Origin of the sequence: Bradyrhizobium diversitatis, assembly GCF_016031635.1 — a bacterium.
Lineage (GTDB): Bacteria > Pseudomonadota > Alphaproteobacteria > Rhizobiales > Xanthobacteraceae > Bradyrhizobium > Bradyrhizobium diversitatis.
The window spans coordinates 1-14578 of record NZ_JACEGD010000077.1 but is presented as its reverse complement, the minus strand read 5'-3'; the positions used below and the strand labels follow the sequence as shown (position 1 = coordinate 14578).

The 14578-nt window shown below is 63.0% G+C and carries 16 protein-coding genes and 2 pseudogenes; 8 read left to right on the top strand and 10 right to left on the bottom strand.

Annotation, left to right across the window (positions count from 1 at the left end):
- Positions 1 to 221: 221 nt before the first annotated feature.
- The 4 genes from H1B27_RS38955 (at position 222) to H1B27_RS38940 (ending at position 3614) form a co-directional block, all read left to right on the top strand.
- Positions 222 to 1349: an AlbA family DNA-binding domain-containing protein gene (locus tag H1B27_RS38955; protein WP_197969678.1), complete on the top strand. Its 1128-nt coding sequence runs from the start codon at positions 222 to 224 to the stop codon at positions 1347 to 1349.
- 88 nt (positions 1350 to 1437) lie between these two features.
- The gene (locus tag H1B27_RS38950; protein ID WP_197969677.1) at positions 1438 to 1887 is read left to right on the top strand and encodes a hypothetical protein; all 450 of its coding nucleotides are present in this window, start codon (positions 1438 to 1440) and stop codon (positions 1885 to 1887) included.
- 311 nt (positions 1888 to 2198) lie between these two features.
- Positions 2199 to 2735, top strand: coding sequence for an REP-associated tyrosine transposase (locus H1B27_RS38945; RefSeq protein WP_197969676.1), 537 nt, complete (start codon positions 2199 to 2201; stop codon positions 2733 to 2735).
- A gap of 78 nt (positions 2736 to 2813) precedes the next feature.
- Positions 2814 to 3614: a hypothetical protein gene (locus H1B27_RS38940; RefSeq protein WP_197969675.1), complete on the top strand. Its 801-nt coding sequence runs from the start codon at positions 2814 to 2816 to the stop codon at positions 3612 to 3614.
- Positions 3615 to 3863: 249 nt separating this feature from the next.
- Here the strand turns inward: H1B27_RS38940 and H1B27_RS38935 are convergent.
- A pseudogene (locus tag H1B27_RS38935) lies at positions 3864 to 4155 on the bottom strand (transcriptional regulator); the annotation flags it as partial.
- Between the two features lie 99 nt (positions 4156 to 4254).
- On the opposite strand from H1B27_RS38935, the gene H1B27_RS38930 reads away from it, so the two are divergent.
- On the top strand, positions 4255 to 5019 hold the full coding sequence (locus H1B27_RS38930) for an IclR family transcriptional regulator (RefSeq protein WP_197969674.1): 765 nt from the start codon (positions 4255 to 4257) through the stop codon (positions 5017 to 5019).
- 249 nt (positions 5020 to 5268) lie between these two features.
- Here the strand turns inward: H1B27_RS38930 and H1B27_RS38925 are convergent, their stop codons facing one another.
- From H1B27_RS38925 to H1B27_RS38905, 5 genes and pseudogenes are all read right to left on the bottom strand, one after another.
- Positions 5269 to 5457: a hypothetical protein gene (locus H1B27_RS38925; protein ID WP_197969673.1), complete on the bottom strand. Its 189-nt coding sequence runs from the start codon at positions 5455 to 5457 to the stop codon at positions 5269 to 5271.
- A gap of 179 nt (positions 5458 to 5636) precedes the next feature.
- Positions 5637 to 6219 (bottom strand): annotated as a pseudogene (locus tag H1B27_RS38920) (DUF1349 domain-containing protein).
- Between the two features lie 157 nt (positions 6220 to 6376).
- The gene (locus tag H1B27_RS38915; RefSeq protein ID WP_197969672.1) at positions 6377 to 7135 is read right to left on the bottom strand and encodes an SDR family NAD(P)-dependent oxidoreductase; all 759 of its coding nucleotides are present in this window, start codon (positions 7133 to 7135) and stop codon (positions 6377 to 6379) included.
- On the bottom strand, positions 7132 to 8373 hold the full coding sequence (locus tag H1B27_RS38910) for an ABC transporter substrate-binding protein (protein WP_376709031.1): 1242 nt from the start codon (positions 8371 to 8373) through the stop codon (positions 7132 to 7134). Before H1B27_RS38910 ends, H1B27_RS38915 begins: the two co-directional genes overlap by 4 nt.
- An 82-nt stretch (positions 8374 to 8455) precedes the next feature.
- Entirely contained in the window at positions 8456 to 9256 is an 801-nt protein-coding gene (locus tag H1B27_RS38905; protein WP_197969671.1) for an acetoacetate decarboxylase family protein, read from the bottom strand.
- 174 nt (positions 9257 to 9430) lie between these two features.
- On the opposite strand from H1B27_RS38905, the gene xseA reads away from it, so the two are divergent.
- Complete coding sequence (gene xseA, locus H1B27_RS38900) at positions 9431 to 11053, top strand: exodeoxyribonuclease VII large subunit (protein WP_197969670.1); 1623 nt, start codon at positions 9431 to 9433, stop codon at positions 11051 to 11053.
- A 185-nt stretch (positions 11054 to 11238) separates the two neighbouring features.
- Here the strand turns inward: xseA and H1B27_RS38895 are convergent, their stop codons facing one another.
- Together H1B27_RS38895 and H1B27_RS38890 are read right to left on the bottom strand one after the other, a co-directional pair.
- Positions 11239 to 11388, bottom strand: a complete 150-nt coding sequence (locus tag H1B27_RS38895) for a hypothetical protein (protein ID WP_162832052.1) — start codon at positions 11386 to 11388, stop codon at positions 11239 to 11241.
- A 201-nt stretch (positions 11389 to 11589) separates the two neighbouring features.
- Positions 11590 to 12210 carry a dienelactone hydrolase family protein gene (locus H1B27_RS38890; RefSeq protein ID WP_311977819.1) on the bottom strand — a complete coding sequence of 207 codons (621 nt, stop codon included), beginning with the start codon at positions 12208 to 12210 and terminating at the stop codon, positions 11590 to 11592.
- A gap of 246 nt (positions 12211 to 12456) precedes the next feature.
- On the opposite strand from H1B27_RS38890, the gene H1B27_RS38885 reads away from it, so the two are divergent.
- On the top strand, positions 12457 to 12684 hold the full coding sequence (locus tag H1B27_RS38885; protein ID WP_028181257.1) for a DUF2093 domain-containing protein: 228 nt from the start codon (positions 12457 to 12459) through the stop codon (positions 12682 to 12684).
- Positions 12685 to 12700: 16 nt separating this feature from the next.
- Here H1B27_RS38885 and H1B27_RS38880 read toward each other — a convergent pair whose 3' ends face one another.
- Positions 12701 to 13012: a hypothetical protein gene (locus H1B27_RS38880; RefSeq protein WP_197969669.1), complete on the bottom strand. Its 312-nt coding sequence runs from the start codon at positions 13010 to 13012 to the stop codon at positions 12701 to 12703.
- Between the two features lie 458 nt (positions 13013 to 13470).
- On the opposite strand from H1B27_RS38880, the gene H1B27_RS38875 reads away from it, so the two are divergent.
- Entirely contained in the window at positions 13471 to 13668 is a 198-nt protein-coding gene (locus H1B27_RS38875; protein WP_061877388.1) for a hypothetical protein, read from the top strand.
- A gap of 193 nt (positions 13669 to 13861) precedes the next feature.
- Here H1B27_RS38875 and lpxK read toward each other — a convergent pair.
- Positions 13862 to 14578 (bottom strand): tetraacyldisaccharide 4'-kinase (gene lpxK / locus H1B27_RS38870; protein WP_197969668.1); only part of this gene is annotated, 717 nt, incomplete at its 5' end.

Genomic DNA, 14578 nt, shown 5'->3' with positions numbered 1-14578 from the left:
GGGAGTGGGGCCACACCCATGATTTCGGGGCCGATAACTCTCTCTACCGGAGGCAGCCTGGGGCGAAATCATAATATTGTTCGCCATCTCAAGACACGGCGGGGCGGCTAGGTATCACTGGGGGGATAGCCGCCGCCGAACTCTTCATCTTTAGGCTGTCTTTGGGATATTTGTTGTGGTGCCTTCTGACTGATTCGTCTGTTTAAGCTGTCGGTGCGTATATGTTCGCCCTACCCGCGGATTTCGCAGAGTTAGTTCAGTTCGACTTTGAGACCGGCGTCGTGATCAGCCGCGAAGGCAAGCGGCTCGAATTCAAGCAAGACTTTAACGCGGCCGATTTCTCTGAATATACTAAGGCCCTCGCCACCTTCGCCAACTCTTCCGGCGGCGTTATCATCTTCGGCGTGAGCAACAAGCCACGGGCGATCGTCGGCGCGAACGAAATGGTAGATGAGGCCGATTGGGTGAACCGCCTGCGGGACGACTTCGATCCCGAGATCCCCTTCGCCATCCGCGAATACAAAGTTGGCAATTTCAAGCTCTATGCCGTCGGCGTGGACGCCTCCCAGCATAAGCCGGTCATCAGCCGTAAAACGCGCACCAAGGTCGTGGAGAAGAAGGGCGAGAAGAAAGACGTCACGATCCTGCAGGAAGGCACGATCTATTACCGTTACGCCGGTCAGTCTCGGCCGATTGCCTTCCCAGAGCTGCACACCATGCTAGTCGAGCGCGACGCCATGAACATGCGCAAGGTGATGGAAACGCTCCAGGTCGTGCAGAGGATCGGTCTCGACCGCGCCGGAGTTATTGACGTCACCGATCCGAAGCCAAGCATCCTGATGTCGCCGGAGACGGCCAAGGGCCTCAACTTCATCAAGAAGGCCGAGTTGGTCGAAGAGAAAGGCGCGCCCGCCTACACTGTGGTCGGTCAGGTTGATCTCCAGCATGTGGTACGAGCGCCGCTTGATGAAGCTGACAAGAACCTGCCCACGGAGGTCGCCAAGATTCTCACACCAATAATCAAAGAAGTTTACGGCATTGGCCAGATCAGCGCACAGCAAGTCACGCAGCTCATGCGGCATATGAAGATCGATGGCGACAACCATCACTGCGTCTACGAGAAAAAGATGGGCCGGAAATACATCACACGCGCCGGTATCGGAGCTGTCGAAGCCTACATCAGGCAACGCCCTGGCGAGGCGCTAGAGGCGTTCGGCTCCAAGGCCTCAAAGAACGACTATCTGATGAAGATACTCAGGGAGCAAGACGAGAAGGCCATTGTCGTTCCATCCAAGGATGTTGTACTGCCGGCCGAGATGCCGGCGAAGCTCGCGAAGGCGAAGAACTAAGGCCATAGCGACTAAATCCATGTCCACCCTAGCGAACATTTCCTAATGCACTACGATGCAAGCTTTCCCGGTGAAAGTGGAGGCTACTTTGTTTCCCGATTCCGCCCTCAGATGGCGACCCTATCCGTCGATAATCGATGGCATCGAACGCCCACCTTACGTTTTCGATCAAGGCCTTTGGCGTGGCGTGCTCTATCTGATCGTCGTGGCACCCAACCCCAGCCTTCGCGCTTATGGCATCGAAATGTCCTGCGAGATTTATGCCGGTTTTGAAGAAATGATATACTCGGTGGCCAATCATGGTGATGGTAAGACAGAAGTCTACGACGGAGGCGTTTATATCAAGGAGGCCGGGCAATCGGCATTGCTGAAATCGTATGTCGAAACCGATCCGGTTGGCCGTAAGCCGCGGCATTTCTTGTTCGTCGGTAGCGACTACTGCTACGAGGTGCTTGGTTTCTCAGAGCCTACAATCCGAGCGTTCGGCAGCCCCGAGGAGGCGTATGCTTGGGGACCCTCTAGGTCGGACGAAAACTAAACAAGGTGAGTAGCATCGCAGATCTTCGGCCTCGCGCCGATCGATGGTTTCGAGAGAGATGAAACAGCCTCGACCAATCCCGATACTACTCTGAAAGTCCTGCTTCGAAAAATGTAACATCCAAGCCGCTCTCGGCCGCTACGGAAAGTCTAGTCCTTTATCAGTGCATTGCAGGCCAACGCCAGCTAACAGACGAGCGCCTTAGCCGTCCCCAATAGTTAGTCTGGAAATCGAGTTACGTCGCATCAGCCCGTAGGATGGGTTGAGCCCTTGCGAAACCCATCGCACTTGTTTCGTAGTAACGTCGCGTCATGACCGCGTACCGCCGCAATTTCGTTCCGGGTGGGTGTTTCTTCTTCACCGTCAATCTGGCGGAGCGGCGGCTGACGTTGCTGACAGATCATGTCGGGCTGTTGCGCACGGCGTTTCGCGAAACGCACCGACGCCATCCGTTCACGATCGATGCCATCGTAGTGCTGCCTGATCACCTTCACACCGTGTGGACGTTGCCGGAAGATGATGCCGATTTTGCAATGCGCTGGCAGTTGATCAAATCCACCTTTTCGCGCGGTCTGGCGCGCAATGAGAGGATATCCCAAAGCCGCTCGGCCAAAGGTGAACGGGGCATCTGGCAACGCAGATATTGGGAGCATACCATTCGCGACGACGTCGATTTCGCGCGGCATGTCGACTATGTTCACATCAATCCGGTCAAGCACGGGCTCGTCGACAGAGTACGTGACTGGGCGCCCTCCTCGTTTCATCGCCACGTCAAGCTCGGCAATTACCCGGCCGATTGGGCCGGCGATCAGTCGGACGAGGACCGCGATTACGGAGAACGGGGATAGAGAAGCGATGGGTTTCGCAAGCGCTCAACCCATCCTACGAGCTGGCAGCCACCGTCCTAACTGAGGAACGCCGAAGCCATGCAAGAGGAAGAACAACAAGCTCGTCAGTGTCTCTTTGCGACCGCTCCGGGACACAAGCCGGCGCGGTCCAGCGGGGAGCATCTCTTTCCGAAATGGATGCGTAAGCATCTCAAGCTTGATCTTCGACAGAACAGCCACGAGCAAGTACTCGGGCGACCGGGACAGCCGGGTTACGAGATACGTCGCAGGACCGGCTTAACAATTCATCGAAAAATCAACTGCGCGTGCCGCTCGTGCAACAGCGGATGGATGAACAGAATTGAAAACGAAGCGCAGCCTGTACTTACAGCGCTTATCGCCGGAAAGGCGTTACCCCTTGACGCCGCAAAGCAACTAGCGATTGCAAAATGGGTTACACTGAAAACCATCGTCGGTGATCAGGATCATTTGGAAACTACCGCAATTTCCGCTCGCGAATGCGAGCAGTTTTTCGCAACGGCGATGCCGCTAGACAATTGGCAGATATTCATAGGGCTTTATGAAGGAACGGAATGGAATGCAAGATTTGATCATTTTCCATACGTATTGAACGCGAGCCAGCAGCCTTCGCATGATCGCCGCTACAATACGCAGTCGACCGCCATTTGCTTTGGCAGAGTTTTCGTTCTGTCCTGCAGTTCGATTTTTCCGTTTCTCTTCGAGATAAAGGGAATGGAACGTTTGTGGCCGCCAACAGCCGGAACGGTTACCCTATCGACCGCCACTATCAACGACGGAAACGCTCTCGCCACCGCGAAAATTATCGAAGAGGTCGTAGGAGTTGCTGCATCAAGAAACACTGCCGTAGCGAAGAAATAGAAGTTACGGTGACCGTGCACAAAATTTAAAGCCTAAGCATTAGTTGCCCCCCGTTTAGTGTACTATCTCAAAGACGATCAGTTGGTACCATTTAGTGCACTGTCGCCGCGATTCCGTCGTTGCTCTTTCGCCGTCATTCCGGGGCGCGCGCAGCGCGAACCCGGAATCCATCGAGCGGCAGCGTCGGCGGTGGAATGGATTCCGGGCTCGCGCCCAAGAGGGCGCGCCCCGGAATGACGGCGGAGGCCAAACCTGCTTCCCCGCAATGATCTCCTGCAACGTCGCCACATGCCGCGCGAACGCGCCGTGGCCAGCGGCCGTGGCGGCCACCGTGGTCTGCGGCATCTTCCCCACGAACGCCTTGTCCATCGCGACATAACCGGCCCGCGCCAGCGTCTCGATATGTGCGCCGAGATGACCGTCGGTAGGGCCGGTTTCTTCAGACGGCAAATTCGAGCCCTGATGCGGCCGGCAGCGCGTCGAGGGCCGCCACGATCTTCAGTCGCAGCGGCTGGCGGATGATGCCGTCGAACTCGGCCAGGCGCTTACTGGCGAGCGACTTTTCGCCGTGCGAGCAATCGGCTACACGGGGGTTGCATTTTCCCGTGTGCTCGCAAGCGCTGATCCAACAAGGCCTAGGATGACTGAGAAGCCGCAGCCGGGCGCGCCCGCCCTCGAAAAAGGGCTGGACCTTCTGGAGGCGCTGGCGGGGGCTTCACGCGGCCTCAGCCAGAAGCAACTCGCCGAACGCGTCGGCCGCTCCGTCAGCGAGATCTTCCGGATGCTGGTGGCGCTGGAGCGCCGCGGGTATGTCGCGCGCGACCCCGCGACCGGCGAATACACGCTGACGCTGAAGCTGTTCCGGATCGCCTCGCAATTTCCGCCGACCGAGCGGCTGCTGAAGGCGGCGCTGCCGGTGATGGAGCAGCTCGCCTCCCGTGTGCAGCTGTCCTGTCATCTCACGGTGCTGCACGGCGAGCAGTTCATGGTGATCGCCCGGATCGAGCCGGAATGGCTGATGGGCTGGTCGGTCAAGGTCGGCGCGGTGTTTCCGCTCACCCAGCAATACGCATCGGCCAAGGTTCTGGCGGCCTTCCAGCTCGAGGGCCGGCGCGAAGAGCTGGCGCAGGTCATCGCGACCAATGACCGGATCAGCACGAAGAAGGCGCTTGCGGCGCTCGACCGCATTTCGGCGGAGGGCGGAAACTTCTCCAACGACGACGGCTATACGCGAATCCTCGCCTATAGCTGCCCGATCATCGAGGCCTCCGGGCGCGCGGTGGCCGCAATGACCGTCCCGCTGGTGAAGCAGGAACAAATCCCGGCAAATGAGGCCAGCACCATCGCCGCCGAGCTGCGCAACGCGGCCAGGATGGTCTCCGAGAAGATCGGCGGCGTTGCCTAGGCATGATGAGATCGGGCTCCATTGCTACAACGATGGAGGTGCACTCCCTCTCCCGCTTGCGGGAGAGGGCTGGGGAGAGGGTGTTTCCGCGATGGGATAGCCCCCTAGAGGAGAAAGCCCTCACCCGCGCGTTGCGCGACCTCTCCCGCAAGCGGGAGAGGTTGCACCGAACCCGCCGCAATCGCTTCAGCCGAAGCCAAACCGCGCGCGCGATGCGCGGGCAGATCTACCCGTCGTGCTCGGCTGCCTTCAGCCTTTCTGCTTCTCTTCTGCGCTCTTTCCATCGGAGCTTTTCGAGCGCTCTTCGAAACGATCGGCGCCCTTGGCCAGATCGTGCCCCATCTTGCTCTCGTTCTTCGCTTCGTCCTTGGACGTTGCTTCACGCAAGCCTTCGGCGGCCTGTTTCCCCGCCTTTGATGATTTTCGTTCGTCATCCATTGGTGGCTCCTCCCTGATCAAGACGCCTCCCAGGAAGCTCGCTGGCTGATCCCGGTTGGGCGTACCAACGTTCCAATCAGATCGCCCGGACATCGTTCCCGCTTCCCGCGAGGCGCTTAGTCGCGCCGCGACACATACCGGCCGGACAGCACGGAGTCAGCCTCCCTGGCCGGCGCTCCTCACCCAAGATCATGAAGCTCCTTGCCAAGCGGCGGTGCCAGCCGGAAATCGGAAAAAGCGACCTCCAGTCCGGACCGCTCCGGCGTGCAGGCCATCGGTCCAACAAGATAGGAGGAACTCTTGGCGAATGGCGCAAGCCGCATCAGAGGCCATGCTCTTTCCATCGCTGGATGCCTGCAAACGAAGGACGCCATGCGCAATCGTGACGCGCAGTCGAAAGTCGCTGGGGTCGTGCTCATAGGGGGCTGTTGCCCAGTCCGATTGCCCGGCCGTCAGTACGCTGGACAGCATGGCACGCCCGTCCGAAAATTCTATTCCAGCCTTCAGCCAGCGCCGTTCATCGATACGCACCATCAGGCCCGCTTGATCGTAGAGCGCTTTGAAATGACCTCGGACACGAAGTTCGGCCGTGAACGCGTCTCCCGCCTGAAAAGCGAGGAAGTGTCCGCTATCGCGGACAAAGCCGTAATGGGTTTCGCGCCAGAAATCGGTGGCCTGGTCTGTTTCCAGCCCGAGGTAGTTGTCCTTTTCGGACCACTTTTTCGGCTCGTTCAACCAAACGCCACGAGACTGACCAAACATTTCCCATGCTCCATCGAACGCCAGTGCACCACCTGAGCACAACTCGTCTGTCCGCGCCCAGGTCCGCCTGGGGGTCACAAGCGGTCACGCCTGGCCGATCGACAGATGTCCGCTTCAATCCTCCGGAGGCGGAGGTGCTGTGGTGCGTCCGCGCACCTCACGCCAGCGTCGTCCCGCCGTCCACGACCCAGGCCGCTCCATTCACGTGCGCGGCCTCGTCGGACGCGAGGAAAGCAACGACGTTCGCGACATCCTGCGGCCGGCCATGCGCCGTCGCATTGCTTCGGCGCAATGCAATGCCGCCGTCGCGCGCCTGGCCTTCCAATTCGCGGATCATGCGCGACTCGACCGGTCCGGGCAGAACGGCGTTGACCCTGATCCTGGTCCCGGCGACATCGAGCGCCGCCGTGCGTGTCAGCCCGAGCACGGCGTGCTTGGAGGCGACATAGCCGGCGAGGCCTGCGCGCCCCCGGATCGCCGAGGTCGATGCGGTGTTGATGATGGCGCCGGTCCCGCGCTGCATCATCCTGGCGAGCACGTGCTTGAGGCCGAGGAACACGCCCTTGACGTTCACCTGCAGCACGCGATCGAACGTTTCGTCGGGATATTCGTGAAGAGGAGCGACCACGCCCTCGATGCCGGCGTTGTTGGCGAAGATGCCGATCGGTCCCAATCGCGTTTCGACCGCTTCGACGAAGGCGATCGTATCCGGCGCGAGCGAGACATCGGCGCGGATGGCGAGCGCCCTCGCCCCGCCCTGCTCGACCAGTTGTGCGGTGGCACGTGCGGCCGCCTCGTCGCGGTCGACGATCGCGACCGCGGTGCTCATCCGCGCCAGCTTGAGCGCAATGGCGCGCCCGATATCGCCGCCGCCGCCGGTGACCAGCGCGACCGGCGGCCGGTCAGTGCCGCTCACGACTTGGGGAATTCGCAGCCGCCTTCCGCGAGAGGCCGCCAGGCCTCGGCCGGCGCAATGGTCTTGACCAGCTTGTAGTAATCCCAGGGCTGCTTCGATTCCTCGGGCTTTTTCACCTCGAACAGATACATGTTGTGCAGCTTGCGACCGTCGGCGCGCACGCTGCCCTTGCCGAACAGGGGATCGTCGGTCGGCAGCTTCTTCATCTGCTCGACCACGGCCTTGCCGTCACTGGAGGCGCCGAGCGCGTCGACGGCCTTGAGGTAGTGCAGCGTCGTGGCATAGGCGCCCGCATGCAGCGCGGTCGGATAGCGGCCGTTGTTGCGCGGCGCGAACCGCTTCGTCCAGCCGCGCGTGTCGTCATTCAGATCCCAGTAGAAGGATTCGGTGAACTGCAGGCCCTGCGCGATCTTCAGGCCGAGCGAATGCACGTCGCTGAGATACAGCACCGTCGCGACGACGCGCTGGCCACCTTGCGGAATGCCGAACTCGACCGCCTGCTTGATGGAGTTGATGGTGTCGCCGCCGGCATTGATCAGCGCGATGATCTCCGCCTTCGACGACTGGGCCTGCAGCAGGAAGGAGGAGAAGTCCTGCGTGTTGATCGGGGTGCGGACCCCGCCGAGAACCTTGCCGCCGGATTTCTGCACGACGTTCTTGATGTCGCCTTCCATGGCATGGCCGAAGGCATAGTCGGCCGTGAGCAGGAACCAGCTCTTGCCGCCGCTCTCGACGACGGCGCGCGCGACACCCGACGAGAGCGCGTAGGTATCGTAGGTCCAGTGCACGAGATTGGGCGAGCAGGACTTGCCGGTCAGGTCCGACGAGGAGGCGCCGGACACCAGCAGAGTCTTGTTGTTCTGCTGCACGATGTTGCGGACCGCGAGGGCGACAGCGGAATTCGGCGCGTCGACGATGACATCGACTCCCTGGCGATCGATCCATTCGCGCGCGATGTTGGCGCCTACATCGGCCTTGTTCATGTGATCGCCGCTGATGATCTCGATCGGCCGGGTCATCTTCGGACCGGAAGCCTGGAAATCCTCGACCGCCATTTTCGCCGCGAGCAGCGAGCCCGGGCCGGTGACATCGGCATAGAGGCTGGACATGTCCGTCAGCACGCCGATGCGAAGCGGCTTCGTCTCCTGCGCCCGTACACCAAGGCCCGTCATGCCCAGCGCCAATCCGCCGGCGCCGGCCAGCAGCCGGCGGCGGCTCACCCGAAATCGTCCTTCCATGTCGAATCCCTCCTTTGCCTCGTGCGTGTTTCTTCCCGCTTCGCCGCCCGCACGTACATCGCGCGCAGGCTGATCTTGTCGTTCAGGGAATGAGCCGCTCGATGAGCCGCCGGTCCTCGACCTCGAATCCGCCGCCATAAACCTCCGACACCATGAAATGCGCGCCGAGGATTTCCGGCTCGAGCTCGGCAATCGGATCGTACTCGCTGGCGTGCAGCGTCATCGCGGCACGGCCCGGCAGCGGCTTCGAGTATTTCAACGGCGTGCGCCGATAGGCGATGTCCGCATAGGCGATGCCGAGGCGCTCGGGATGCGGCAGGCGACGCACATGGATTTCGCCGGCCGGCAGTTCGTCGCCATCGACGATGCGGACGACGGGTGCGGATGCATCCGGCGTGAAGGCGAAATCGGCGAGCGGGATGCCGCGGCGCCGGACCCACCCGCTGATCGATCCATCGGCGTGCTCGTCGAAGGCGTAGTGGGCGTCCTTCTTGGTGTAGCCGAACACCTCGCGCCCGGCGCAGATCCCCATGGGATCGCTGCAGTACATGAAGATGTGCGTCTCGGTGAACAGTCCCTTGTAGCGGACAGGCACGGAGATCATCAGGTCGAACATCTCGCCCGTGTGCACGGCCAGGGAATGGCCGGGCGAACGCATGAAGCGGAAGGCGACGCGATCGCTGGCGATCTCGAACGGCGTGTCGGCAAGCAGGGCGGCGACCTTGCCCGGCGCGACGCGGGTCATGATCTCGACGGTCCGCAAGGTGCAGCCCCACTCGACCGGATAGGCCGGTGAATAGGGCGGATTGACCCCGCTGTTCGGCTTAAGCCGGTACTGCGCAAACATGCGTCGAGCTGGATCGTCGGGATCGGCCACGGTCATCGGGTCCGCTTCCTCCTTTTTATTCATATATGATTTTTAACTTTCATATATGAAATATAGGGCGAGTCAAGCAGGCTTCCGCCGAGGCGTCCGCGGCTGGTCGAATCGATTGGCGCCGGCTGGCGAAAATCCCTAACGTCGCCCTCAACCCCAAAACGCCGAATCGTTTGCCAGATGCCGCCTGCGGAACAACTCAACAACGCGTTCGAATTCACCGTCTCCGAGCTCTCGCAGTCCCTGAAACGGACGGTGGAGGACACCTACGGCCATGTCCGGGTTCGCGGCGAGATCTCGGGGTTCCGCGGCGCGCACTCGTCCGGCCATTGCTATTTCGCGCTCAAGGACGAGAGCGCCAAGATCGAGGCGGTGATCTGGAAGGGCGTGCACGGCCGCATGCGCTTCAAGCCCCAGGAGGGGCTCGAGGTGATCGCCACCGGCAAGCTCACGACCTATCCGGGCTCCTCGAAATACCAGATCGTGATCGAGGCGCTGGAGCCCGCGGGCATCGGTGCGCTGATGGCGCTGATGGAGGAGCGCAAGAAGAAGCTCGCGGCCGAAGGCCTGTTCGACGAGGCGCGCAAGCAGCTGTTGCCCTGGCTGCCGGAGGTGATCGGCGTCGTGACCTCGCCGACCGGCGCCGTGATCCGCGACATCCTGCATCGGCTGGAGGACCGCTTCCCCCGCCGCGTGCTGGTGTGGCCGGTCAAGGTGCAGGGCGACGGCTCGGCCGAGCAGGTCGCGGCCGCGATCCGCGGCTTCAACGCGCTGCCGGAGGGCGGCAAAATTCCGCGGCCCGACGTGCTGATCGTCGCGCGCGGCGGCGGCTCGCTGGAGGATCTCTGGTCGTTCAACGAGGAGATCGTGGTCCGCGCGGCAGCCGAGAGCATGATCCCGCTGATCTCCGCGGTCGGGCACGAGACCGACATCACGCTGATCGACTTCGTCGCCGACAAGCGCGCGCCGACGCCGACGGCGGCGGCCGAGATGGCGGTGCCGGTGCGCGGCGAATTGTTCGTCGAGGTCGCCGATCTCGGCCGCCGCACCCGCGCCTATTGGCAGCGCGCCCAGGAGAGCCGCCGCGGCGAGCTGCGCGCCGCCGCGCGCGCATTGCCGGCGGCCGGCGATCTCCTGGCGATCCCGCGGCAGCGGCTGGATTCGGCAGGCAGCGCCCTGCCCCGCTGCCTCAAGGCCAACACGCATGCGCATTTCCGCCGGTTTACCGCCGCCAGCTCAAAGCTGACGCTGCGGGTGCTGCACGGGCAGATATCGCAGGCCGATCACCGGCTCACCGTGTGCGGCGAGCGGCTGGGCCTCTCCGCGCGCTCGCTGCTGCGACGGCGGCGCGACCGCTTCGCCGGGCTGGAGGTGCGCCTGCGCGCCTCCAAGCTCTCGAACGCACAGGCGCAGCGCAACGCGATCGCGCGCCAGCGCGAGCGCACCCATCGTCTGGCCGAACGCGCGGGGCGCGCGCTCGCGACGCTGCTGCACCGGCTCGACACAAGGGTCGAGAACAGCGGCAAGCTGCTGTCGGCGCTGTCCTACCGCAGCGTGCTCGCGCGCGGATTTGCGCTGGTGCGCGACGAGGCGGGGCATCCCGTGCATGCGGCGGAGGCGATCGGCCCCGGCGCGCGCGTCGAGATCGAATTCGCCGATGGCCGCGTCGGCGCGACGGCGGATGCGGATCGCGCGGACCCCGCCGCAAAGCGCACGGCAGTGCAAGCCAAGCCGGCCGCGCAGGACGCCAAGCCCGCGCCGAAGCGCGTGGCCAAGAAGGTGGATCAGGGCAGCTTGTTCTGAGGCGCGAGGATGGTGCCTCTCGCTCGGTGTCGTCCCGGCGAAGGCCGGGACCCTTAACCACAGGAAGGAGTTTGGCGAAGACTCGTCGTTCGGTACTCCGACCGCCCGCAATTGATAGATCACGCGGTATGGGTCCCGGCCTTCGCCGGGACGACGGTCGAGGTTTTGGTGACCGACACCGGCTCTCAGCGGCAGGACAATCCCGCGTCGATCGTGGTCCAGAAGCCGCAATGTTCCGGCGCCAGCATTGGCGCGCCGGCGCGGGCTTCGAACAGGAAGATCGCGACGGTGAAGACGATCAGGGCGGAGGCGAAAAGGACGATGCGGTTGCGCATGTGAGATCGGTTTAACCGTCATCGTGGTCGAAAGATGGCACGGTCGCAGCCGAAACCGGCGCGGCATGGGCCCGTAGATTCCCGGTCGGCCATACTCCGTGCAGGGCGGTGGTCGATGCGGGGCTGCCCGCCCAATTTGTTCCTCGGGCGGCCCCGCCTTCGCTCTACCGAGCTACGGCGCGGCAGGCCCGCTTATCCGCCTCACCGCGCCAGCCACTGCGCGACGTCCTTCTGCGAGGCCGCGCGGGCCTCGGCGTCCGTATGCTCGGCTGCTGCGTGCAGCTGCGTGCCGGCGCGGTCGAAATCGTGATCGGCGCCGGGATAGACCACGATGCGCGCGAGCGCGCTGCGGCCGCGCGCGCCCTCCACCATCTGGCGGCAGGCCGGCGGCGAGGACACGTCGTCATCGGCGCCGATCAGCACAAGCGTCGGGACCCGCGTGCTCCACCCCAGACCCGCCGAGATCCGGCAATCCGGATAGAACGCGATCGCGGCGCGGAAATCCGGAGTGAGATCGCGCGCTGCGCTCTGCGGGCGTACCGCCCAGAGCAGTGCGCTCGCGCCGTTGGCCCAGCCGATCAGGCTGACGCGGTCGTGCGCCACCCAGGCCTGCTTCATCAGCCAGGCGCGCGAGGCCGCGATATCGGCGACGCGCTCGCGCCGCGCTTTGACATGCATCTCCCTGACGCGGCATTGCGGCCCGAGCTCACGCGAGCCGTAGCTGTCCGGCAGCAGCACGGCATTGCCGGCCTTGAGCAGGCGCTCGGCCCAATCCCGATAGCGCGGCAGCACCGGATCGGGGCTGCGGCGCCGGTGCGGCATGCGCGGCCGATATCAGCAGCGCCAGGAACAGGGCGGTCAGTCGAAAGCGCATCGGACTCTGCCGGAAAAGAGGCCGGAACCAGCGATCCTTCGCTCGAAGCCTTATCACGCAGAAACGGCGGTAAAACATCACGAACCGGTGGGTTTGACGGGCGGACAAGCCACCCTATCTATGCTACATCCAAGCCAACACATCGTGCCCTCCAGGGTTTTCCTGGGAGGGGCCTTCCACGGAGACTTTCGACCGTGCTGAACAAGTTCGGCCCCTCGGGCCATGGCGAAGCGCAGGTGCAGTATCTCGACGGCGATTTCCGCGTGATCTCGCCGGGGACCTTCGTGCGCTGCGCGATCACCGACACGCGGATTCCGCTCGACGAGCTGAAGTACTGGAGCGTGGATCTGCAGGAGGCCTACGCCACACCCGTCGCGGTGCTGCAGCGGCATTTCCCCGGCGCGCTCAAGCCGCAGCCGTAAGGCCCTTGGCGCGCGGCTATCGCTGCGCCGTGCCATCCGACGAGCCTGCGCAGGTCTTGATGAAATCCTTCCGGGCCTCTCCGACGATTTTCTGATCGATCGCCTGCTTCAGACAATCGACACGCGCCTGCGCCATGCAGAGCTGCAGCTGGTCGCGCCTGTCCTGCCCCTTCAGGCTTTGCGTCGTAGCCAGGCACGCGACCCGTTTGGTGGCGGGAACCGGCACCGTCTCTGCTGGAGCAGCGGACGGCGTCGTTTGCGCAGCAAACACAGGCGCAATGATCAGACACACAAGGCTGGCGGCGACAGTCGCGGACGGAAATTTCATCGCATTCTCCCGATCGTCCGAACCGATAGAAGTCTTGCGATGAATGCCGCCTGAATGACCTGCGGGACCGAGAAGACCCAGCACGGGGATGAGTGCTTCGCGTCCCGACGATGTTTGCGTGCCTGATCTCGCAGCCGTGATCTCCGTGCCGCTCCGAGTTGCATCGAACAGTTGCGTGCACTCCACGGCGAGTCATTTCGCGCTGTGGTGGATTCTTCGTTGCCGTTCGGCGCCCTTGAGTTGTTTGACGAAGTCTCGGCGAAACAGAGCGCTGCTAAAGTGCATGTTAGGTAATCAGCGCTGTTCCTTTTTCGCACAGGCGATCAGATCAAACCGAACAGCGCTCAAGCTTCGGAATTGGCACAGTCTGTGAACGGGCTCATACCGAAGAGCCATCTGGCGGGCTATGATCATCCCGAAAACTCGCGGTGGAATATCTGTAAATTGAGAGTCAAACGATGGGGGTGATCATGCCCGCCATATTGGACCTGCTCTATCGTGAATATTGCCGCGCCCGCCTCGCCGAGATGCGCAAACAGCTTTTGATCGCAGCTAAACGCTCCGAAACTCTCGAAGCGGATCATCATCCTGCGAAGCAGGGCGACGATGAGGGAGCGGACGCACACCGCAAGACCGGTCAGGGCATGCCGAACTGAAGCGGCCCAAGACCGGCGATCACTCCCGCATGGCAGGTGCAGTAGGGTGGGTTGGCTGGGCAGATGTGCGAAGCGCATCTGCTCAGTGTAACCCACCATGCATCGGCGAATGCGGGACGAAGTCGGTGGGTTACGCCCTGCGACTTCGCTTCGCGCAGTCGCAGAGCTAACCCACCCTACGGGACCGACGAGATCAGCGCCTGGAAAATCTGCGCTCGCGCGCCCTGTAGAGATGATCGCTGATCAATTGCCGCAGCTTTGCCGGCTCGTCGAACTCGAGCTGAACGGCGAATGGCACGATGCCCTCGGGCACGTCCGCGCGGCCGCGCAGGCGTGCAAGGTCTTTCTCTGTTGTCACCAGCGTGAGCTGCTCGCGCTGCGCGTCCGCTGCGAGCGTCGCGATCTCGCCTTCCGAAAACGAGTGGTGGTCGGCGAAGGCGCGCGTGCGCGCGACCGCGATGCCGCTGGCGTGCAGCGTGCGAAAGAAGCGCTCGGGGTCGCCGATGCCGGCGAACGCGAAGACCCGCTTGCCGGTCAGCTGCACGAGCGAGGCCGCAGCCGGCTTCAGGCGTGCCCGCAGCTCCGGCTTGTCGCGCTTGGCAAGCTCGGCCGCGACATCGTTGGCGGCACGGCCATCGCCGATCAGCACCAGCGCGTCGGTGCGCGCGAGCTGCGCCTGCAACGGCGCGCGCAGGGGGCCCGCGGGAAACACCTGGCCGTTGCCGAGGCCGCGCTCGCTGTCGATCACGATCAGCGACGCGTCCTTGAACAGACCAGGATTCTGGAAACCGTCATCCATCAGGATCACGGTGGCGCCCTGCGATTTCGCCAGCGCGACGCCGTCGAGTCGGTCGCGCGCGACTGTGACCGGGACGTCACGCGCCATCATCAGGGGCTCGTCGCCGACGTC

Bases quoted from the DNA above. Each gene is read 5' to 3' on its own strand.
- H1B27_RS38955 (WP_197969678.1), top strand. From the start codon at position 222: ATGTTCGCCCTACCCGCGGATTTCGCAGAGTTAGTTCAGTTCGACTTT.
- H1B27_RS38945 (WP_197969676.1), top strand. From the start codon at position 2,199: ATGACCGCGTACCGCCGCAATTTCGTTCCGGGTGGGTGTTTCTTCTTC.
- H1B27_RS38940 (WP_197969675.1), top strand. From the start codon at position 2,814: ATGCAAGAGGAAGAACAACAAGCTCGTCAGTGTCTCTTTGCGACCGCT.
- H1B27_RS38930 (WP_197969674.1), top strand. From the start codon at position 4,255: ATGACTGAGAAGCCGCAGCCGGGCGCGCCCGCCCTCGAAAAAGGGCTG.
- H1B27_RS38925 (WP_197969673.1), bottom strand. From the start codon at position 5,457: ATGGATGACGAACGAAAATCATCAAAGGCGGGGAAACAGGCCGCCGAA.
- H1B27_RS38910 (WP_376709031.1), bottom strand. From the start codon at position 8,373: ATGGAAGGACGATTTCGGGTGAGCCGCCGCCGGCTGCTGGCCGGCGCC.
- H1B27_RS38905 (WP_197969671.1), bottom strand. From the start codon at position 9,256: ATGACCGTGGCCGATCCCGACGATCCAGCTCGACGCATGTTTGCGCAG.
- xseA (WP_197969670.1), top strand. From the start codon at position 9,431: ATGCCGCCTGCGGAACAACTCAACAACGCGTTCGAATTCACCGTCTCC.
- H1B27_RS38895 (WP_162832052.1), bottom strand. From the start codon at position 11,388: ATGCGCAACCGCATCGTCCTTTTCGCCTCCGCCCTGATCGTCTTCACC.
- H1B27_RS38890 (WP_311977819.1), bottom strand. From the start codon at position 12,210: ATGCCGCACCGGCGCCGCAGCCCCGATCCGGTGCTGCCGCGCTATCGG.
- H1B27_RS38880 (WP_197969669.1), bottom strand. From the start codon at position 13,012: ATGAAATTTCCGTCCGCGACTGTCGCCGCCAGCCTTGTGTGTCTGATC.
- H1B27_RS38875 (WP_061877388.1), top strand. From the start codon at position 13,471: ATGGGGGTGATCATGCCCGCCATATTGGACCTGCTCTATCGTGAATAT.